This window comes from Arthrobacter sp. TB 23 (genome assembly GCF_000294595.1).
Classification (GTDB): domain Bacteria; phylum Actinomycetota; class Actinomycetes; order Actinomycetales; family Micrococcaceae; genus Arthrobacter_D.
In genome coordinates this window covers 22,897-42,123 of the sequence record NZ_ALPM01000077.1, presented here as the reverse complement: position 1 = coordinate 42,123, position 19,227 = coordinate 22,897, and the positions used below count along the sequence as shown (strand labels likewise).

Below are 19,227 nucleotides of genomic sequence, written 5' to 3'. Positions count from 1 at the left end.
CCCGCCTGCACTCGGCCGGTCATGTGGTGGACCTGGCGGTTGAACGGCTCGGCCTGCCCTGGGTTCCAGGCAAAGGCGCACACTATCCCCACATGTCCTTCGTCGAATACAACGCTGCGCTGGCTCCGGAGGAAACCGAAGCCACGCTCGTGAGGATCCAGCAGGCAGCGCGTGATGTGGTCGGCGCCGGAAGCACCAACGAAATCAGGTTCATGCCGGTATCGGAGATGGGCGACTACTGCCGCAACGTTCCGGACAACATCCCCACCAACAAACCAGCACGGATCGTGCTGTACAGCGATGACTTCGGAGTCCCCTGTGGTGGCACCCATGTCCGGGACGTCAGCGACATCGGCACCCTGACCATCACCAAGATCAAGTCCAAGAAGGGCGTCACCAAGGTGTCCTACGCCGTGGAGGGGATCAACTAGCGCCGTCGTCGTCCGGTCTGGTGAGCGACCTGGACGTTGGCCCCCGACGTCAAGGTTCCTCACCGGAACGGCGCAGGTGGCGGCCGACGACGACGGCGCGCGCCCGGGCAGGCGGCTGGCAGCGAGGTGCTGGTGTCGATGTGGCCGGTAGCAGGCGGCTAGTTGGCGCGGGCCAACTGGCGGATCGGGATCCAGCGGGAGGCCAACCGACGATACGACGCTGCGGCGCCCGTCATGTCGCCTTCCGCCAGGCACTCGATGCCCATCCTGACGTCCATGGGTGACTCGTCGGGGAACACCAGGTCGGCGACCGGGCCGTAGTCGAGTTCCACCACCGCGTCGAGACGGAACAACTGGAGCCATTCGATAATGTCTGTCAGGTCATCGAGCAGGTCCAGCTCCGGCGCAGCGATCGCCAGAGACGCCATCGCGTGCTTGGCCCGCTCGATGCATTCGTGCACCGCCGCGGCCATCCGCACGGTGCGGACCTTGCCGCCGTCCTCAATCACCTCGGTGAGATCGTCTTCGTGGATCAGGACAAACCAGGAGAATGGAATCCCCCAGGTGGCTGATCGGGTGTGGAGCTTGGCGGTCGTCTCGGCGACGGTCTCGGGATCGAGTCGCGCCTGGTGTGCGTCGGTTGCCGCTTCGGGCAGCAACACATCCACCAGCGGACCGCGAATCGTTTGTCCCAGCGACTCGGCTGCCAGCGAGGTGCGGACCGCCAGCTGATTGGGGCAATAGTACTGAGCGGTGACGCCGTTAGTGCCGGGGAAATGAAGGACCCGGACCAGGTCTGCCCCGTGGTGGGGGAACGGGTCCGACACCTGGCGAAGAATCCGCTGCAGCGAGTTGTTGCGTTCAATCCCCTCGGTGTCCTTGCGTTCCCGCGACCGCTGCTCCAAAATCACCAGTTGCTGGGCGTCGCTGAATGCCTCAAGCGGTTCGAAGACCCTGAGGAACGACACGTAGGGGAAGGTGTGGCCCGTGGCGGCCGGACCGATGGCCGCCATCAGTTACCCCAGCTCCACAATGACCGGTGCATGGTCCGAGGCGCCCTTGCCCTTGCGTTCCTCCCGGTCGATCGAGGCGCCGGTCACACGCTCGGCAAGCGCCGGAGATGCCAGCACGAAGTCGATCCGCATGCCCATTTTCTTGGGGAAGCTCAGCTGCTTGTAATCCCAGTATGTGTAGACGCCGGGGCCCGGGGTGTGGGGGCGGGCGACGTCGGTGAAGCCCGAGTTTTCGAACGCGTGGAAGGCGGCGCGCTCCGCCGGGCTGACATGGGTGTAGCCCTCCCGCTGGAACAGGTCGATATCCCAGACGTCCTCATCCTGGGGGGCGATGTTCCAGTCGCCGGTCAGGGCGATCTGCGCCGTCGGGTCGGTTTCGATCCAGCCAAGGGCTTTTGCCCGCAGAGTGTCGAGCCAATCAATCTTGTACTGCATATGGGGGTCGTCGAGGGACCGTCCGTTGGGGACATACAGGCTCCAGACCCGCACGCCGCCACAGGTGGCACCGATAGCGCGGGCTTCCTGGATCGGCTCCGCGTCCTTCCCGAAGAGGGGCTGATCCTCGAAGGTGCGTTCGACGTCGTCGAGCCCCACCCGGGAGGCGATCGCGACGCCATTCCACTGGCTCAGACCAAAGTGGGCCACCTCGTAGCCGTTGGCTTCGAACAGATCCCAGGGGAAGTTCTCGTCCTTGCATTTGGTCTCTTGAATTGCGAGGACATCGACGTCGGAGCGGTCTAGCCAGGCTTCGACGCGGTCCGCGCGGGCTCGGAGGGAATTTACGTTCCAGGTGGCAATCTTCACAGGGAACACGTTACCAATGTCCCGGGCGTCAGCCCCGCCACCAGGTGTCCAGAATGGTGACAGGGACGGTGCGCTTGTGGCGGGTCATGGTGTGGCGGCGCTCAATCGCGAGAGCAGCCCACTCTTCCACCTCCCTGCCTTCCAGATAGTCGTCAATCTGGTCGTAGGTGATTCCCAGTTCGTGTTCGTCGGTGCGGCCGGGCTGATGATCCAGCAGATCAGCCGTCGGCACCTTGGTGTAAACCTGGGGCGGCGCGCCGAGTTCCTTGAGCAGCTCCCGGTTCTGGCGCTTGTTGAGGCCAAACAGCGGCAGAATGTCAGCACCGCCGTCGCCGTACTTGGTGAAGAACCCGGTGACCGATTCCGCTCCGTGGTCGGTGCCAATCACCAGGAGGTTGTGCTGGCCGGCGAGCGCGTACTGGGCAATCATCCGCGCCCGGGCCTTGATGTTTCCCTTGGTGAAGTCGGAGATGTCCTCACCCGTGGCACTGGCATACTCCGCTTCGAACCCGTCAACAGCTGCTGCGACGTTGAAGGTGCGCTGGCTTTTCGGCTGAATAAACTCCAGGGCCGCCTGCGCGTCATCCTCATCCTGCTGTTCCCGGTAGGGGAGGCGGACGGCGATGAAGTCCGCCTCAGTCCCTTCCTCGGCCAGTTCAGTCACGGCCAGCTGGGCGAGCCTGCCGGACAGCGAAGAGTCCACTCCGCCGCTGATCCCGAGAACAAAACCGTTGGTCCCGGTGGCCTTGAGGTAGTCCTTCAGAAAGGTGACCCTGGCACGGATTTCCGTTGCGGGATCGATGGTGGGCCGCACGCCCATTTCCTCAATGATGCTGGCTTGGTTTTCGCGCATGTGGAAAGGCTACTACGGTGGCGTTTCCGGTGCGTTACGGCAAATCACACGGCCGCTACACCGGCCCGCCCTACAGGGGCCGCGCCCTGGGACAGGAGCCCGCTACTGCTTGAAGGCAGCATCGAAGGAGGCGCCCGAGGGCCCGAAGTTAAACTGCCTCAGGAAGGCCAGGGCTTCGGGTGCACCCTGCAGCCGGTCCATCCCGGCGTCCTCCCACTCCACTGAAATGGGCCCGTCGTAGCCGATGCTGGTCAGTGCCCTGAAACTGTCCTCCCACGGCACATCGCCGCGGCCCGTGGACACGAAGTCCCAGCCGCGCCGGGAATCTCCCCACGGCAGGTGCGAGGACAGGATGCCGTTGCGGCCGCCGCCCATCCGCATCTTCGTGTCCTTGCAGTCGACGTGGTAGATCCGGTCCGCGAAGTCGGAGATGAACGCCACCGGGTCGATCTGCTGCCACATGAAGTGGCTGGGGTCCCAGTTCAAACCGAAAGCCGGCCGGTGCCCGATGGCCTCGAGCGCCCGCTGGGTGGACCAGTAGTCGTAGGCGATCTCCGACGGGTGCACCTCATGGGCAAACCGGACCCCGCACTCGTCGAACACGTCGAGGATGGGGTTCCAGCGGTCCGCAAAGTCCTGGAAGCCGGCGTCGATCACGTCCTGGGACACCGGCGGGAACATGGCCACGTACTGCCAGATCGAGGAACCGGTGAACCCCACCACCGTTTTCACCCCGAGCTTCTGGGCCAGCCGCGCGGTGTGCTGCATTTCCTCGGAGGCGCGTGCCCTGACGCCGTCGGGCTCCCCATCGCCCCAGACCCGGGCGCCGACGATGGCCTGGTGCCTGAAGTCGATCGGGTCGTCGCACACGGCCTGACCCTTGAGGTGGTTGGAGATGGCCCACACTTTCAGCCCGTTACGTTCCAGAATGTCCAGCCGGCCAGCGATGTACTCATCGTCGTCCCAGCGCCACGCATCCAGATGGTCCCCGGAGACGGCGACCTCCAACCCGTCGTAGCCCCATTCGCCCGCCAGCCTGGCTACCTCCTCGAAGGGTAGATCGGCCCACTGGCCGGTGAACAGGGTGTAGTTGCGTGCCATGGTGTCTCCTAGGAAAGGGTGAGCTGGGACGGGTCCCAGTCCTCGGGAAGGGGATCGAGTGCTGCGGCGGAACTGGTCACCGGCACGAATGCTCCGGTGTCGACTGATTCGGCAATCGCCACCATCGCATCGAGAATGTGGAAACCGGTTGAGCCCTGCGCGCGGTGAGGTACGCCTGCCCGGATAGCCCGTGCCATGTCCAGCACGCCGGAACCACGGCCGAATACCGACCCGACGGCGGGTATGGTCTCCCAATCATCGGCACCGTGCCGGTGCAACCGGACCTCCCCGTGGAACTCGTTCGGGTCGGGGAAAGCGATGGTGGCATCGGTCCCGGTGATTTCGACGAAACCCGTTCGGGGCCTGGGGGAGTCGAAACTGAAGATACTCTGCGACGACCGGCCGCCGTCGAACTCTGCCAGGGCACTGACATGGGTGGGCACGGACACCCTAAACGATTCACCCGCCTTGGGCCCCGAGCCGATGACCCGGGTGTCCCGCGCGCGGGAGCCGAGGGCCGCGACCCGCCGGATGGACCCGAACGCCTGCACCAGGGCGGTCAGATAGTAGGGGCCGATGTCGAAAAGGGGCCCTGCCCCCGCCTGGAACAGGAAGGCAGGATTGGGATGCCATGATTCCGGGCCCGGGGACTGCATCAGGGTGAGGGCGGTCAACGGCGTGCCGATATCGCCGCGCCGGATGGTGCGCAGCCCAGTCTGGAGCCCCGCGCCGAGGAAGGTGTCGGGGGCGCATCCCAGCCGGACTCCCGCTGCTTCGGCCGCGGCCAGTAGCTCGGCTCCGGAGGCGCGGTCGAGGGAGAACGGCTTCTCGGACCAGACATGCTTTCCGGCCGCGACGGCGGCAAGGGCCACCGGCACGTGGGCGGCGGGGGTCGTCAGGTTGACGATAATTTCCACGTCCGGGTGAGACAGGGCAGCTTCAACCCCACCCGCCGCTGCCACGCCGAACTCGGCGGCGCGGGTGCGCGCGGCATCCTCAAAGAGATCGGCGACGATGTGAACGTGGAGGTCGGGGAAAGCGGTGAGGTTGGTCAGGTATTCCTTGCTGATCACCCCGGCGCCGATCACGCCGACGCCGACAGGGCCCCTCATGCGCCGGTCCGGGCAAGCAGGAACCGGCGGCTCTCCTCAATGGCGGTGAAAAGGTCCCCGGCGCTGTCGTCGAGTTCGACCACTGCCGTTTCGACTGTCGACGACGCGGCCAGGACCCCCTCGATGTCCATCCGTCCGGCGCCGACTGCCACCTGGGATTTGTTGTCCTGGTCGACTGCACCGTCCTTGATATGGATGAGCCGGACCCGGTCACCGAGGCGTCCCAGCAGGGCCGCCGGATCCTGCCCGCCGACCGCCACCCAATAGGTGTCCACTTCCAGGACTACCGACTGATGCAGGTTTTCGGCCAGTACCTCAAGACCAGTGCGGCCATCAAAATCGGTCTCTATTTCGAACCAGTGGTTGTGGTAGCCCACGCGCAACCCATACTCCGCGGCGAGCGTCGCAGCCTCATTGAGCTGCGCGGCCGTGGCGGCGATGTCGGCAACCGATGTCCAACGGTCGGGGTGCACATAAGGATCGATCACGGTGCGCATCCCGAGGGTGCGGGCCGCCTCGAAGATCCTTGCCTGGTCGGTTGAGAGCAGTGGTGCGTGCCCGGAGGGTGCCGAAAGGTGGTTCCGTTTCAGGGCTGCAGCCAGCGGAGCCGGATCCGCGGCGAAGTTGTACGGCTCGACGTTGGTGAAACCCATCGCCGCGATCCGGTCAATGGTGCCATCGAGGTCCGCTTCGAGGGCGTCGCGGACGGTGTAGAGCTGGACGGACAGTTCCATAGGTTTCTCCTGCGTGCAATAGATCGTCTCAGGCGGGTGCGACGGCGGCGCCCGCCTGGGCGGCGCTGGCCTCCACTGCGGCCAGTACCCGCTGGGTTGCCAATCCGTCCTCGAACGACGGCGTCGTCGGTGTGCCCGAGTTGATCGCTGTGAGGAAGTCGGCTGCCTGGCTGGTGAAGGTGTGGTCCCAGCCGAGGGTGTGCCCGGCGGGCCACCAAGCTCCAAGGTACGGGTGGGATGGCTCGGTGACCAGTATTTTGCTGTACCCCTGCAACTCTGCCGGTGTGCCGCTGTCGAAGTACTGCAACTCGTTCAGGTGCTCCAAATCGAAGCGCAGCCCACCCCGGGAACCATAGATCTCAATCTGCAGCGAGTTCTTGCGCCCCGTCGCGAACCGCGAGACTTCAAGGCTGGCGACCGCCCCGGAGGCGAGTCGCAGGGTGGCCCAGGCGGCGTCGTCGACGGTTACCTGTTCGGGGCCGGCCGGGCCGGGACGCTCCGCCACGAACGTATTGACCGTGCCGGACACGCTCGCCACCGGGTCATCGAGCAGGAAGGCCACCTGATCAACAGCATGCGATGCCAGGTCGCCCAGGGCACCGGAACCGGCCGATGCCTTGCGCAGACGCCAGCTCATGGCGGCCCGCTCGTCGGCTAGCCAGTCCTGCAGGTAACTCACGCGAATCTGACGGACGTCCCCCACCCGCCCGTCAGAAATCAGGGTCCGCGCCAGGGCGAGCGCGGGAAGTCGTCGATAGTTGAAGCCGACCATCGACTGGACGCCGCGGGACCGGGCTGCCACAGCCGCTGCGACCATCAGCTCGGCTTCGGCAACCGAGTTGGCGAGCGGCTTCTCGACGATGACGTGTTTGCCTGCCTCCAACGCGGCGATCGCCAGTTCGGCGTGCAGGTGGCCGGGGGTGCAGATGTCGACAATGTGGATATCGTCGCGCTCCAGCACTTCCCGCCAGTCGGTGGAGCTTTCGGCCCAGCCGAATCGGGTGGCGGCGTCGGCGACGTGACCGGCGTCCCGACCAACCAGGAGCTGCTGGGTCACGCGAGGGGTCGGATAAAAAGCGTTCACATTGCGCCAGGCGTTCGAGTGCGCCTTCCCCATGAAGGAGTAGCCGAGAACGGCCACCCCGAGCGTGCCGGGCACGGCAGCTGCTGCCGAGGCGGGGGTGGTCATCGGTGGTCTCCTTGAGGCAGGGGCGTAGCGGTCCTGGGCGGCGTGATCGAGCGCAGGAAGGCGAGGCCGTCTTGGGCTAGCCGGTCCTGGGACTCGGCGAGGGGCCGCCAGATGGAGGCGGCGATGGCAATGCTGGCGTTGTGCGAGGTGAAACTCTCAATATTCAGTGGACCCTCGTAGCCCACCGTATCGAGGGCTTCGAGGATGCCGGTCCAGTCGGTCTGGTCGCCGCCGGGGGCACCACGGTCATTGCCGCAGACCTGGACGTGCACCAGGTGTTCTCCGGCACTGATGATGGCGGCCGCAGACGAACGATCCTCGATGTTCAGGTGGAGGGAGACATCTTTCAGCACCTCAATACCAAAGAAACTCTTGGACAGTCCGGAGACACTTAGCACCGTCGAGGTGCTGTCCCGAGACTCTGAGGGGAAGACATCGTTATCCACCAGCCCACTGTGACATGGAACTTATACTTTTGTCGAGCATCATTCAAAAGTAGGCCGTTGTACATGAATTAGTGGAATGTGAGACACGCCGAAGTTCCGCGTGGTTTACTGAAACTGTGTTGAAGATTGAGTCCGAAAAGCAGGCCCGAACCTCGGCTTTACCTGCTCCTGGTGCCAGCGAGGTGTTCCAGCTCCTCCGCGATGGGCAGCCGCGGACCCGGGCGGAACTGGCTCAGCTCACCGGGCTGGCCCGGTCAACCGTCGCTTCACGGGTGGAGACGCTGATGACCCTCGGGTTGGTCGCCCCGTACGGGGGTGCCGTGTCGACCGGCGGCAGGCCGCCGTCGTTGTTCGCCCTCAACCCCGGGGCACGGGTGGTGATCGGCGCCGATCTGGGCGCCACCCACGCCCTGGTAATCCTGACGGACCTCTCCGGAACAGAACTAGCCAGCGCACGCCAGTCCATGACCATCTCCGACGGGCCAGAGACGGTGCTGGGCTGGTTGGTGGCAGCGATCGGTACCCTGCTGCGGGAGGCAAAGCGGTCCAGCTCCGAACTGGCAGCGATCGGCATTGGGTTGCCCGGGCCGGTGGAGCACGAGACGGGCAGGCCTATCAACCCGCCGATCATGCCGGGCTGGGACCGGTTCGACGTGCCGGGGCTGGTGCAACGCAGCTTCAACGTGCCGGTGCTCGTCGACAACGACGTCAACATCATGGCCCTCGGCGAGCTGAGCGGTAACTGGCCGGACACCACCGATCTGATGTTCATCAAGGTGGCCACCGGTATCGGCGCCGGGATCATTTCAGGATCAATGCTGCAGCGCGGTGCGCAGGGCACGGCCGGGGACCTCGGCCACGTCCGGGTCCCACGCGGTGGTGAGATTCCGTGCCGCTGCGGAAACACGGGGTGCCTCGAAGCCCTGGCCGGCGGGCCCGCGCTCGCGGCAGCATTGAACGCACTTACCGGGGGTGAACTGACTTCCAGTCAAGGGGTGATCGACCTGGTGCGTTCGGGCGACCGCGACGCCATCCAGGTGATCCGCCAGGCGGGCCGCGACATCGGCGATGTGCTGGCCACCTGCGTGAACCTCATCAACCCATCGGTGGTCGTGATCGGTGGGAGCCTGGCGCAGGCGGGCGAGCACCTGCTGGCCGGGATCCGCGAAGTGGTCTACCGGCGTTCCCTGCCTTTGGCCACTGAGCACCTGCGGATTGTGCCATCGGTTGCCGGGCAGAATGCTGGTGTCCGGGGTGCCTCGGTGATGGCCATTTCCCACGTCCTGTCGCCGGAATCAATCGAAACCGCGAGCCTGAGCGCCCCCTGACAGGTTTAGGCATGCCAGGGGAAAGGCACTTGGCGTCCGGTCACACTGACTGGGACCTGGCATCTCCGGTACCGAAAGACATTAGGATTGCAACCATGACCGCCGATAGCACCGCCCGCGTCCGCCTGCGTGAACTGATCCAGGAACTGGCCATCGTGCACGAGAAAGTGACGCTGTCCAGCGGCAAGGAAGCCGACTATTACATTGACCTTCGCCGGATCACCCTGCACCACGAAGCATCCCAACTGGTGGGGCAGGTCATGCTGGAGTTGCTCGACGACGCCGGAATCGCCTTCGAGAGCGCCGGCGGCCTGACCATGGGAGCTGACCCGGTGGCCACCGCCGTGATGCACGCCGCGGCCCGCGACAACCGTGGCATTGACGCGTTCGTGGTGCGCAAAACCCAGAAGACTCACGGCATGGCCCGCCAGGTGGAGGGCCCGGACATTACTGGCCGGTCCGTCGTCGTGCTCGAAGACACCTCCACCACCGGTGGGTCAGCGTTGACCGCTGTCGAGGGTGTCCGGCGGGCTGGTGGCAAGGTGCAGGCAGTGGCGGTGATCGTCGACCGCGACACCGGGTCGAAGGAACGCATCGAGTCTGAGGCAGGGGTGCCGTACCTCTACGCTTTCGGCAAAGACGAGCTCGGTCTGGGGTAACACCCCCGACTACCTATGACTGAGGACGCCGAACGGCTGCTTCGCTACGCGCACGGGATCAAGGGCATGTCCCGCCGCTCTTTCCTGGTCGGCTCCGGGTTCGGCCTCACCCTCGCCGCCGACCTGTTCCTGACAAGGAGGATCCAGGAGGAACGGGAGGAGCTGCAGCTCCTCCCGGTTGAGGATGAGGAGGCGGCGCGGCGGTTCCCCCGAACCCGATGGATCATCTTCCCCGGGTACAAAACGAGTTGGGAAGAGGGCGGCTGGATCGCCAACTCCCTTCGACCGGCCCTCGCGCAGCGCGGACAGATTTCAGTCATGGGGTACTCGAACCGTGGGCTGAATATCACCAACATTGTTGCCGCACTGAACCGCTATGTACGGATCTTCCAGGTCGAAACCCTCTACTTCTATGGGCACAGTTTTGGTGGGATGGTAGCCATCGAGGTGGCGTCGCAGCTGCGTGAGTTGGGGATCAACGTGAAGCTGATCATCCTCGACTCCAGTCCGCATTCCCGCACCGATGTGCTGGACCAGGCGGTGTTCGAGGGTGTGGTGCGCCTCTACGACGCCGGATACCGGGTGCCTACCGTATTGAGGGGCGGATACGAGCTGGGAGAGCGGATCGTCAACAAGAACGAACGCAGCTGGCAGCAGGTCATGAACCAGACCCTCGAGCAACTGTCTCCGCTGGCGCCGTCGAGTTTGCTGATCCAGTCACAGTCGTCGTACATCTACCACTACAACGTCACCCGGTTCCAGGGCACCCTGGGGGATACCCAGATTGCCTTCATCGGCAACCCCAATGACAACACCGTGAACTACACGACGACCCGGCCGGGATGGGCTGAAGCGTTCCCGGACAACCTGGTGTCTGCTGACTACGTCACCGAGGGTGCGCTCCCAGCCCACGCGAGCCCGCAGTGGAACCCCTTGATCTATCAGGGCATTGTGGTGGCGCTGCAGGAGGAGTTCCTGCCGCTCCCACGTGGCGGGTCGCTGCGAACCGTCTACTGACCGTTGAGTGTCTTCCGCAGTCGCGTCAGATCGTGGCGGTCCATGCCAGCTCCCGTCAGGAAAGCGTCAACGGTCCCGTATTCGCGGCGCAGCCCGTCGATGAACGTGGCCATGGCTGCAGCCGGGGAGGTGAGGATTACCGGCGGGTTGTCGAACGACATCCGTTGCGAACCGGATGGGGCGTTCCCCAGCCAGAGCTTCGCCAGTGCTGGCAGGATTTCGGGCAGGGCGCCCGTGGTGTGGGCGTAGTCCTGGATGATCAACTCGTCGGACACCCCGGCGACCAGGAGGACGACGGCGGTGATCACGCCCGTCCGGTCCTTACCTGCCGCACAGTGCACCAGCGTGGTGCGGCCCGCCACGATCGGTTCGAGGGCGCTGACCACCGCTCCCGGGCGGCTATGCAGCCAACCGACGTAGTAATTCCCCAGGTCCTCGGCGGTCAACAAGCCCATGGTCGATGCGGGGTTGGCCTCGGAGGGGTCGAGCGGTGCGGCGACGACGTCGATCCCGGCGTCGGCGGCGACCAGCCAGGGCACCATCCCCGCCTCACGTTCGCTGCGCAGGTCGACGATTGTCTCGATGCCCCGGCCGGCAAGGAACTCCATCGTCGCGACGAGGTCCCAGTCAAAGGGCTGGCTGGAACGGAACACCCGGCCCGGCGCGGGCGCCCTCGGATCGGAGGCGGTGAGTTGAGCGATGTCGCGCAGGTTCAGGATTCCCGCCACTGCCTACACCTGGTCGATCAGGTCGGCCACCGACTCCAGGATCTGGGCGGGACGGAACGGGTAGGCGTCGATGTCGGCGCGCTGGGTGATCCCGGTCAGCACCAGGACGGTGTGCAGTCCGGCCTCCATCCCCGCGATGATGTCGGTGTCCATCCGGTCGCCGATCATGGCGGTGGTTTCCGAGTGGGCGTCGATCTGGTTCATCGCCGACCGGAACATCATGGGATTAGGCTTGCCCACAATATAGGGGACACGACTGGTGGCGGCGGTAATCAGCGCCGCCACGGCGCCGGTGGCAGGAAGCGGCCCTTCCTTGGATGGCCCGGTCACATCCGGGTTGGTAGCGATGAACCGTGCGCCGCCTTCCACCAACCGGATCGCCTTGGTGATGGCTTCGAACGAATAGGTGCGGGTTTCACCCAGCACCACATAGTCGGGGTGCTGATCGGTGAGCACGAAACCCGCGTTGTGCAACGCCGTCGTCAATCCGGCTTCGCCGATGACGTAGGCGCGTCCACCCGGCAGCTGCTCCTTGAGGAACTGGGCCGTGGCGAGGGCCGACGTCCACAGGTTCTCCTCGGGAATTTCCAGGCCCGAGGCTTTGAGCCGCGCCGCCAGATCCCTGGGTGTGTAGATGGAGTTGTTGGTCAGCACCAAAAACCGTTTGGAGGTGGCCACCCAACGGTCAAGTAGATCGGCCGCGCCTGGGATGGCCTGGTTCTCGTGAACGAGAACACCGTCCATGTCCGTCAGCCAGCATTCGATGTGTTCGTTCTCGCGCATGTGATCTCTCCCTGCCGTCCGGGCGGTGCTATCGGTCCCAGTCTTTCACCTTAGGCTGGGAGCGTGAAAGAAAATCCCGAAATTCCGCTCATTCCGGTAGGTGTCGGGCCCTGGGAGGGTCAGTTGCCGGCGGGCAGCCAGTGGGACCCCGAACTGCTGGCGGCAGGTGACACCCGCAACGTCGTCGATCAGTACCGCTACTGGACGCACGACGCAATCGTCGCCGACCTCGATTCCCGCCGTCACAACTTCCACGTGGCGATTGAGAACTGGCAGCACGACCTGAACATCGGTTCCGTGGTGCGTACCGCCAACGCCTTCATGGCCAAGGAAGTCCATATCATCGGACGACGACGCTGGAACCGTCGGGGTGCCATGGTCACCGACCGCTACCAGCACGTGCGACACCACCCGACCGTCGAGGAATTTGTTGCCTGGGCCAGCGGCGAGGGACTACGGATCATCGGGATCGACAACTTCCCGGACTCGGTGCCGCTGGAAACCTACGAGTTGCCGGAGAACTGTGTGCTGGTTTTCGGCCAGGAGGGACCGGGTCTGACCCCGGAAGTCCACGCCGCCGCCGATGCCACCCTGTCCATTGCCCAGTTCGGTTCAACGAGGTCCATCAACGCGTCGGCGGCTGCGGCGATCGCGATGCACGGGTGGGTTCGCCGGCACGTGTTCGGTCAGGGCGTCTAGCCTGGTCAGGTGAGGCCGTTTAGCGTGGTGCGGGGCCAGAAACGGCCCCCGCCGTCAGGTTTGGCGGTTGCAAGCGGCAAACCTGACCCTCCGGGTCGTTTCTGCCGAACGAGCAGTCGAATAGGATGGAATGAGCGGTCCGTTACCCATCCCGCCTGTCTAATACGCATTCCACAGAGGAGTCCTTATGCCTATCGCAACACCTGAGATCTATTCGGAAATGATCGACCGTGCCAAGGCCGGGGGCTTCGCATATCCGGCCGTCAACGTCACCTCTTCCCAGACCCTCAACGCCGCAATGCGGGGGTTCGCCGAGGCCGGATCCGACGGCATTGTGCAGGTCTCCACCGGCGGAGCAGCGTACTGGTCCGGTGCGTCGGTCAAGGACATGGTGGTGGGATCCCTGGGATTCGCAGCCTTCGCCCACGAGGTGGCCAAGAAGTATGACGTGAATATTGCGCTGCACACCGACCATTGCCCCAAGGACAAACTGGACGCATTCGTCCTCCCCCTCCTTGCCGCATCGGAAGAGGCAGTCAAGCGCGGCGGCAACCCACTCTTCCAGTCCCACATGTGGGACGGTTCAGCGGAAACCCTTGAAGAGAACCTGCGGATCGCCAAAGACATCCTGCCCCGCGCGGCGGCTGCCAAGATCATCCTCGAGGTCGAGATCGGCACTGTCGGCGGTGAAGAGGATGGCGTCGAAAACGCCATCAACGACAAGCTGTACACCACTGTCGAAGACGCACTGGCCACCGTTGAGGCCCTGGGCTCCGGCGAACACGGCCGTTACCTCACAGCGCTGACCTTCGGCAACGTCCACGGCGTGTACAAGCCCGGCGGCGTGAAGCTCCGCCCCGAAATCCTCAAGGACATCCAGGATCAGATCGGCGCCAAGCTGGGCAAGGACAAGCCCTTCGACCTGGTGTTCCACGGCGGATCCGGTTCCTCAGCCCAGGAAATCTCCGACGCTGTCTCCTACGGCGTCATCAAGATGAATATCGACACCGACACGCAGTACGCATTCACCCGACCCGTGGTGGACCACATGCTGAAGAACTACGACGGCGTGCTGAAGGTCGACAACGAGGTTGGCAACAAGAAGGTCTACGACCCACGGGTGTGGGGCGCCGCAGCCGAGGCCGGTCTTGCAGCCCGCGTGGTCGAGGCCGCAGCATCACTGGGATCCGCCGGGAAGAAGCTCTAGCATGTCGGACGAATTCCGCCGCAACCTCCTCGGCCCCGAGCCCACCCTCCTCCCCGAGGAAACGGACCTGGGTGCACGCCTCGACGCCGGCGACGAGGCGGTAGACCTCGCCGCCAAGTACCCGACGTCGTCGTTGGTGTGGGCCATCCTCGCGGATGAGGCCTACGCCGAGGGGCGCACCATCGAGTCCTACGCGTACGCCCGAACCGGGTACCACCGCGGCCTCGATGCGCTGCGGCGGAACGGATGGCGGGGCACCGGCCCGGTCCCGTACTCGCACGAACCCAACCGCGGGTTCCTCCGCTCGCTGTACGCGCTGGGCAGGGCTGCGGCCTCCATCGGAGAGATGGACGAGGCGGAGCGCATTGCCAAGTTCCTCGGCGAATCCGATCCGGAAGCCAGCAGGCAGCTCGGCAACTGAAGGTGAAAAACTAGGTTGACGGTCGCTTGATGCTGGTCACCACGGTGACCAGCATCGGCGCGGCCGGGGCGGAGCTGAACCCGAACCGCACCGGTGGGGACAGCCGGGCGAGTGCGCCCTGGTCCCTGCCGTGCCAGCGCACCGACGCGGCCGCAATTTTCACCGCCGCCGTCACCCCGTAATACTCGGTGCGGCCGTTGCCCGCCGAACCCGCCGTCTGCACCCCCGGCATCACAAGACCGGCCACCGGGTTGATCAGGCTGAGCCAGCGCGGTGACGTTGCTACCCGGGCGGGAACGAGGCTGAGCAGCCGACCGAGCCCTGTCACGCCGCCAAGGTCGGCGGTCAGTTCGAGCGGCGCCGCTGACACCGTCAGCCGATGCTCGTCGAGTGTGGAGACCACGTCCACCACCTGAATCTGATCGAACGTGTAGGTAGCGCTGACGTAGTCCGCGACGGCCTGGTTCGGCGCGAGCAGGGTGCGCCGGCCGCCGTCGTCCTCCACCATGACGTCGGTAAAGGCGCCCAGCGGCGAATCCGCCCACAGGCCAACGACCAACCGGATTCCGGCGGCGGTACCAACTCCCGCAATGTTGCCAACAAATCGATCCATGATCATATTCTCCCCTCCCGGTGCGCCCCAGGTGGCATCATGAGCCTATGCAGACGAACCGGATGGAACTGGTGTGGGTGGCGCTCGCCGCCGTGCTCGCGTTCTTCTTTGTCCGGGCCGGGATCGAGAAGGTCATGGGGGACCCCGCCGCGCTGCTCCCGTTCCAGGAATCCGGGCTTCCCGGCTGGACTGTCTACCTGACCGCTGCCGGCGAATTCATCGGGAGTGCTGCCCTATTCGTTCCCAGGGTGCGCACCCCGGGAGCGTTGCTGCTCGTTCTTGTCATGACCGGCGCCGCGGTGACGAACATCGTCAACGGTGACGTGGGGTACCTGTGGACCAACGTGCTGCTGGGCGCCGGTGCCATGGTGCTGGCCTGGCAGGGGCGAAGCCACCTGCTGAACCCACTCCGGCGGGACAATCGTCCGGGCTGAGGAGCTCGAGGCTTCCGGGACCCAGAACAGGTCAAGAAGTCGGTTGTGGATGCCGCTGCCGGAGCCGGGTAATCATCAAGCCGAGCGTCAACGGGATCTGTTGCTAAACTTGGGTGGTAAGAGCCCCAGATCTCTTGCCGCAATGCACTGAGGTCTTGGGGCATTCTCATGCACTTCTGGCGGCATCGGCACGGTGTCCGGATGCCGCCGCAACGATGGGGGAGGATCCCATGCCAGCGATCGTTATTGTCGGAGCCCAGTGGGGCGACGAAGGTAAAGGCAAAGCAACAGACCTACTCGGCGGGCGGGTTGACTACGTCGTCAAGCCAAACGGCGGGAACAACGCGGGGCACACCGTCGTCGTCGGCGGTGAAAAGTACGAGCTGAAGCTCCTTCCCGCAGGCATCCTGAGCCCCAACGCGGTCCCCATCATCGGCAACGGCTGCGTCATCAACCTTGAGGCACTCTTCGAGGAGATCGAGGGGCTCGAGGCGCGCGGCGCCGACACGTCCAAGTTGCGTATTTCGGCGAACGCGCACCTGGTCGCTCCGTATCACCAGGTGTTGGACAAGGTCACTGAACGGTTCCTGGGCAAGCGGGCCATCGGCACCACCGGGCGCGGCATCGGTCCCGCCTACATGGACAAGGTGGCACGGCTGGGGATCCGGGTCCAGGACGTCTTCGATGAGTCGATCCTGCGGCAGAAGGTTGAAGGCTCACTCGCCCAGAAGAATGAACTCCTGGTCAAGGTGTACAACCGGCGTGACGTGGAGGTGGAGGAAGTGGTCGAGTATTTCCTCGGCTTCGCCGAGCGCCTCCGGCCGCTGGTCATCGATTCCACCTATGTGCTGAATGAGGCGCTCGACGCCGGCAAGGTGGTGCTCATGGAAGGCGGCCAGGCCACGTTCCTGGACGTAGACCACGGCACCTACCCGTTCGTGACCTCGTCGAACCCCACCGCGGGTGGCGCATCGGTCGGCTCGGGGATTGGCCCTACCCGGATCAGCCGCGCAGTGGGCATCATCAAGGCCTACACCACGCGCGTCGGCGCCGGTCCCTTCCCCACCGAACTCTTCGACGACATGGGCATGTACCTGCAGACGAAGGGCGGCGAGTTCGGTGTCAACACCGGGCGGCCACGCCGCTGCGGTTGGTACGACGCCGTCCTGGCCCGCCATGCGGCCCGCGTCAACGGCTTCACCGACTACTTCGTGACGAAGCTTGACGTGCTCACCGGGATCGAGCGGATCCCGGTTTGCGTGGCGTACGACGTCGACGGCGTCCGGCACGATGAGATGCCGATGACCCAGACCGATTTCCACCACGCCAAACCCATCTTCGAGTACTTCGAGGGCTGGACCGAGGACATTACCACCGCGCGGACTATCGATGACCTGCCCGATAATGCGCAGGTGTACGTTCGGGCGCTGGAGAAGATGTCAGGTGCCCGGTTCTCGGCCATCGGCGTGGGTCCAGACCGGGACCAGACCATCGTCATCAACGACCTGATCGGTTAGGGAACCGGTTGGGCCCCGCTGGCGACGACACCGGTCGGCTGCTTGAGGACGCCATTCGGCGGCTCCTCGACGAGCGGGCCCCCGAGGCGACGATCTGCCCGTCGGAGGCTGCCCGCGCAGTATCCGACGGGCAGTGGCGGGACCTGATGGAGGCGTCCCGGGACGCTGCCAAGCGGTTAGTTGCCGCCGGTGAGGTGGAGATTACGCAGGGCGGAGCGGTCATCGATCCGTCCACCAGCAAGGGGCCGATCCGGATTCGGCGCCGTCGCGCCTAAACGCTTACATTTCGGTCCGCCTCGCCGACAGTTCAGTGAGGAGCCGACAACCACCCGAATCCAGGTCGTCGCCCACACAACTTTTGAGGGGCGGAAATGGCGCCGACGGCGTTTTCTGAGCGAGCCTTTCCCGCTCACCGGCGGCAGCCGTGAGCGCCGCCGGGCTGGACTATCAGGCGCTCTTCGATCATGCCCCCTGCGGGTACCTGCTGGCCCACGCCGTCGGGATCAAGGCGGTAGCCGAGGGCGTCGAAACCGAGGGGCAGCGTGAGGCCCTGATCGGGCTCGCCTGCGACCTGGCCCAGGGATATCACTACGCCCGGCCACTTCCAGCCGACGAACTGGCGTCATGGTTCGCGATGGAATCCCCTGACCGGACGCCGGTCAGCCCCGGTGCCGCAGCCCTCTAGCTGCGGCACCACCTGCCTTAGAGGTTGATCGTGATGTCGGCTTCCTCGCGGAGGCTGGATATCAGGGACTCCGCTGCGGCGGATTCCTTCTGGGTCTGGAGCTGCTCCTCGAGAGCTGGCCGTGCTTCCTCGAACGGGGGAACCTCGGTCTCTTCGCCGCTCTGGGCGCTCTGCTCTTCCTGCTGGGCCACTGCCTCGTCGTAGGCGGTGGTGAGCTCCTCCTCGGAGGGTGCGGAGTCCCCGGCCTCTTCCTGGATGAGCTGTTCCACCTGGACCTGGGTGGCGAGCTGGTCGTTGACTGTCGCCTCGTCCATGCCCTGCTCGGCGAGCGCTGCGTAGAACTCCTCGGCCGAACCAAGCTGGTTGGCTGCTACGAGCTCATCGAGTGCTGCGGTAGTTGCTTCGTCGCTTGCCTCAATTCCGCGTTCGTCAGCTTCCTGAACCAGCAGTTCGGTGCCGATCATTCCCTCGATGGTCTGGGTTTTGAGCTCATCCTGGTCGACAGCTTCCCCGGACATCTGAGACTGGATTGCGGCCTGCTCGTACTGGGCGGTGTAGACCGATTCGAAGTCCGCCTTCAGGATTTCGGTGCCGTTGACCAGCGCCACGACGTCAGGCACGCCTTCCAGATCGGCGTCGGCAACTTCGGGGGCCGCTTCGGGCGCTGCGCTCTCATTGGCGGGGGCCTGCGACGTCTCGGATCCCGACTCGCTGCCGTCTTCGGGGGTGCCGCATGCGGACACCACCGAGATAATTCCGGCCAAGGCAATACTCAGTAAAAACTTCTTCCGCACAATATTCTCCTGCCAGATAGATAACCAACCTGCGAAGGTATCAGTCCTCTATGAGCGTTAGCTGGGCGTCACCGTTCCACGGCGGGGTCGCACTGTCCGGGTTCGCACTGTCCGGGTCGCACTGTCGGGACTGGGCCCGGACTACCAGCCCCAGGTGCCGGGGGCGCCTTTGAAAGGCCCGACGATGCGGCTGGTGATCCAGCCGCCGTAGAAGTCGCCCTCCTGCGCCGTGACCACTTCACCGTCAATAAAACAGCGGTCCATTGCTCCCGGATAAATCGCCACCCGGGTTTGCAGCGCCTCGAAGCCGGGGGTGGGGGTTGGGTAGGTCCACCCGGCGCGGGGTGCGCGGTGCTGCCCGCTGACGACGTCGTAATACGCTGCCATCCCCTTGTACTCACACAACGATGAGCCCTCCACCCGAGCCAGGGCGCCGGCGACGAAGTCGTCCATCGGAACGTAGTACACCGGGGGGTGGCTGGTTTCCAGGACCCGGACCGAATCGGTGCTGTCGGCGATCACCATACCGCCGAACTCAATCATCACCCGCTCGGTGGTGGGCTCCAGCCGTGGCGGTCGCGGGTAGTCCCACACTGATTCCTGGCCGGGGCCGGGGACGATAGGTTGCAGTGTCATAACCCAACAATAAGACGTTCAGG

Annotated in this window: 24 protein-coding genes; 11 read left to right on the top strand and 13 right to left on the bottom strand. The window is 64.9% G+C overall.

Features of this window, described 5'->3' with window-relative positions; genetic code table 11:
• Nucleotides 1-431 (top strand): hypothetical protein (locus B384_RS0111725; RefSeq protein ID WP_019483306.1); only part of this gene is annotated, 431 nt, incomplete at its 5' end.
• Nucleotides 432-589: 158 nt separating this feature from the next.
• Here B384_RS0111725 and B384_RS0111720 read toward each other — a convergent pair.
• The 8 genes from B384_RS0111720 to B384_RS18750 all read right to left on the bottom strand — a co-directional run bounded on the left by B384_RS0111720 (nt 590) and on the right by B384_RS18750 (nt 7,683).
• Nucleotides 590-1,444 (bottom strand): hypothetical protein, encoded by an 855-nt coding sequence (locus B384_RS0111720; protein ID WP_019483305.1) that lies wholly within the window; start codon nt 1,442-1,444, stop codon nt 590-592.
• A gap of 3 nt (nt 1,445-1,447) precedes the next feature.
• Nucleotides 1,448-2,248, bottom strand: a complete 801-nt coding sequence (locus B384_RS0111715; RefSeq protein ID WP_019483304.1) for an exodeoxyribonuclease III — start codon at nt 2,246-2,248, stop codon at nt 1,448-1,450.
• Between the two features lie 28 nt (nt 2,249-2,276).
• On the bottom strand, nt 2,277-3,101 hold the full coding sequence (nadE, locus tag B384_RS0111710) for an ammonia-dependent NAD(+) synthetase (protein WP_019483303.1): 825 nt from the start codon (nt 3,099-3,101) through the stop codon (nt 2,277-2,279).
• A 102-nt stretch (nt 3,102-3,203) separates the two neighbouring features.
• Nucleotides 3,204-4,202 carry a sugar phosphate isomerase/epimerase family protein gene (locus B384_RS0111705; protein WP_019483302.1) on the bottom strand — a complete coding sequence of 333 codons (999 nt, stop codon included), beginning with the start codon at nt 4,200-4,202 and terminating at the stop codon, nt 3,204-3,206.
• A gap of 8 nt (nt 4,203-4,210) precedes the next feature.
• Nucleotides 4,211-5,314: a Gfo/Idh/MocA family protein gene (locus B384_RS0111700; RefSeq protein ID WP_019483301.1), complete on the bottom strand. Its 1,104-nt coding sequence runs from the start codon at nt 5,312-5,314 to the stop codon at nt 4,211-4,213.
• Complete coding sequence (locus tag B384_RS0111695) at nt 5,311-6,048, bottom strand: sugar phosphate isomerase/epimerase family protein (RefSeq protein ID WP_019483300.1); 738 nt, start codon at nt 6,046-6,048, stop codon at nt 5,311-5,313. Before B384_RS0111695 ends, B384_RS0111700 begins: the two co-directional genes overlap by 4 nt.
• Before the next feature lie 28 nt (nt 6,049-6,076).
• Nucleotides 6,077-7,237, bottom strand: coding sequence for a Gfo/Idh/MocA family protein (locus tag B384_RS0111690; protein ID WP_019483299.1), 1,161 nt, complete (start codon nt 7,235-7,237; stop codon nt 6,077-6,079).
• Nucleotides 7,234-7,683, bottom strand: a complete 450-nt coding sequence (locus B384_RS18750) for a TIM barrel protein (RefSeq protein WP_024476243.1) — start codon at nt 7,681-7,683, stop codon at nt 7,234-7,236. Before B384_RS18750 ends, B384_RS0111690 begins: the two co-directional genes overlap by 4 nt.
• Nucleotides 7,684-7,799: 116 nt before the next feature.
• Between B384_RS18750 and B384_RS0111680 the strand changes: the two genes are divergently transcribed.
• From B384_RS0111680 to B384_RS0111670, 3 genes are all read left to right on the top strand, one after another.
• Nucleotides 7,800-9,011, top strand: a complete 1,212-nt coding sequence (locus B384_RS0111680; protein ID WP_019483297.1) for an ROK family protein — start codon at nt 7,800-7,802, stop codon at nt 9,009-9,011.
• 95 nt (nt 9,012-9,106) lie between these two features.
• Nucleotides 9,107-9,670 (top strand): orotate phosphoribosyltransferase, encoded by a 564-nt coding sequence (gene pyrE, locus B384_RS0111675; protein ID WP_019483296.1) that lies wholly within the window; start codon nt 9,107-9,109, stop codon nt 9,668-9,670.
• Between the two features lie 15 nt (nt 9,671-9,685).
• Entirely contained in the window at nt 9,686-10,687 is a 1,002-nt protein-coding gene (locus B384_RS0111670; protein WP_019483295.1) for a thioesterase domain-containing protein, read from the top strand.
• On the opposite strand, the gene B384_RS18745 is transcribed toward B384_RS0111670, so the two are convergent.
• The gene (locus tag B384_RS18745; protein WP_019483294.1) at nt 10,681-11,415 is read right to left on the bottom strand and encodes a tyrosine-protein phosphatase; all 735 of its coding nucleotides are present in this window, start codon (nt 11,413-11,415) and stop codon (nt 10,681-10,683) included. The two genes, B384_RS0111670 and B384_RS18745, sit on opposite strands and share 7 nt — an antisense overlap.
• Nucleotides 11,416-11,418: 3 nt before the next feature.
• On the bottom strand, nt 11,419-12,198 hold the full coding sequence (locus B384_RS0111660) for an HAD-IIA family hydrolase (RefSeq protein WP_019483293.1): 780 nt from the start codon (nt 12,196-12,198) through the stop codon (nt 11,419-11,421).
• Between the two features lie 63 nt (nt 12,199-12,261).
• Between B384_RS0111660 and B384_RS0111655 the strand changes: the two genes are divergently transcribed.
• The 3 genes from B384_RS0111655 (at nt 12,262) to B384_RS0111645 (ending at nt 14,525) form a co-directional block, all read left to right on the top strand.
• A complete protein-coding gene (locus tag B384_RS0111655) occupies nt 12,262-12,897 on the top strand; it encodes a TrmH family RNA methyltransferase (protein ID WP_019483292.1) in 636 nt (211 codons plus the stop codon).
• A gap of 187 nt (nt 12,898-13,084) precedes the next feature.
• On the top strand, nt 13,085-14,104 hold the full coding sequence (gene fbaA / locus B384_RS0111650; RefSeq protein WP_019483291.1) for a class II fructose-bisphosphate aldolase: 1,020 nt from the start codon (nt 13,085-13,087) through the stop codon (nt 14,102-14,104).
• A 1-nt stretch (nt 14,105) separates the two neighbouring features.
• On the top strand, nt 14,106-14,525 hold the full coding sequence (locus B384_RS0111645; RefSeq protein WP_019483290.1) for a DUF3151 domain-containing protein: 420 nt from the start codon (nt 14,106-14,108) through the stop codon (nt 14,523-14,525).
• Between the two features lie 10 nt (nt 14,526-14,535).
• Here B384_RS0111645 and B384_RS0111640 read toward each other — a convergent pair whose 3' ends face one another.
• Complete coding sequence (locus B384_RS0111640; protein WP_035747412.1) at nt 14,536-15,138, bottom strand: hypothetical protein; 603 nt, start codon at nt 15,136-15,138, stop codon at nt 14,536-14,538.
• Nucleotides 15,139-15,185: 47 nt separating this feature from the next.
• Here B384_RS0111640 and B384_RS18740 point away from each other — a divergent pair, with 47 nt between their 5' ends.
• From B384_RS18740 to B384_RS0111615, 4 genes are all read left to right on the top strand, one after another.
• Nucleotides 15,186-15,572 carry a DoxX family protein gene (locus B384_RS18740; RefSeq protein WP_019483288.1) on the top strand — a complete coding sequence of 129 codons (387 nt, stop codon included), beginning with the start codon at nt 15,186-15,188 and terminating at the stop codon, nt 15,570-15,572.
• 230 nt (nt 15,573-15,802) lie between these two features.
• A complete protein-coding gene (locus B384_RS0111625) occupies nt 15,803-17,089 on the top strand; it encodes an adenylosuccinate synthase (protein ID WP_024476241.1) in 1,287 nt (428 codons plus the stop codon).
• Nucleotides 17,090-17,097: 8 nt separating this feature from the next.
• Nucleotides 17,098-17,364: a DUF3253 domain-containing protein gene (locus B384_RS0111620; protein WP_019483286.1), complete on the top strand. Its 267-nt coding sequence runs from the start codon at nt 17,098-17,100 to the stop codon at nt 17,362-17,364.
• A gap of 149 nt (nt 17,365-17,513) precedes the next feature.
• Nucleotides 17,514-17,774, top strand: a complete 261-nt coding sequence (locus B384_RS0111615) for an EAL domain-containing protein (protein WP_019483285.1) — start codon at nt 17,514-17,516, stop codon at nt 17,772-17,774.
• Between the two features lie 17 nt (nt 17,775-17,791).
• Here the strand turns inward: B384_RS0111615 and B384_RS0111610 are convergent, their stop codons facing one another.
• Both B384_RS0111610 and B384_RS0111605 read right to left on the bottom strand, forming a co-directional pair.
• On the bottom strand, nt 17,792-18,568 hold the full coding sequence (locus B384_RS0111610; protein ID WP_019483284.1) for a SurA N-terminal domain-containing protein: 777 nt from the start codon (nt 18,566-18,568) through the stop codon (nt 17,792-17,794).
• Between the two features lie 141 nt (nt 18,569-18,709).
• A complete protein-coding gene (locus tag B384_RS0111605; protein WP_019483283.1) occupies nt 18,710-19,204 on the bottom strand; it encodes a DUF427 domain-containing protein in 495 nt (164 codons plus the stop codon).
• Nucleotides 19,205-19,227: the final 23 nt, after the last annotated feature.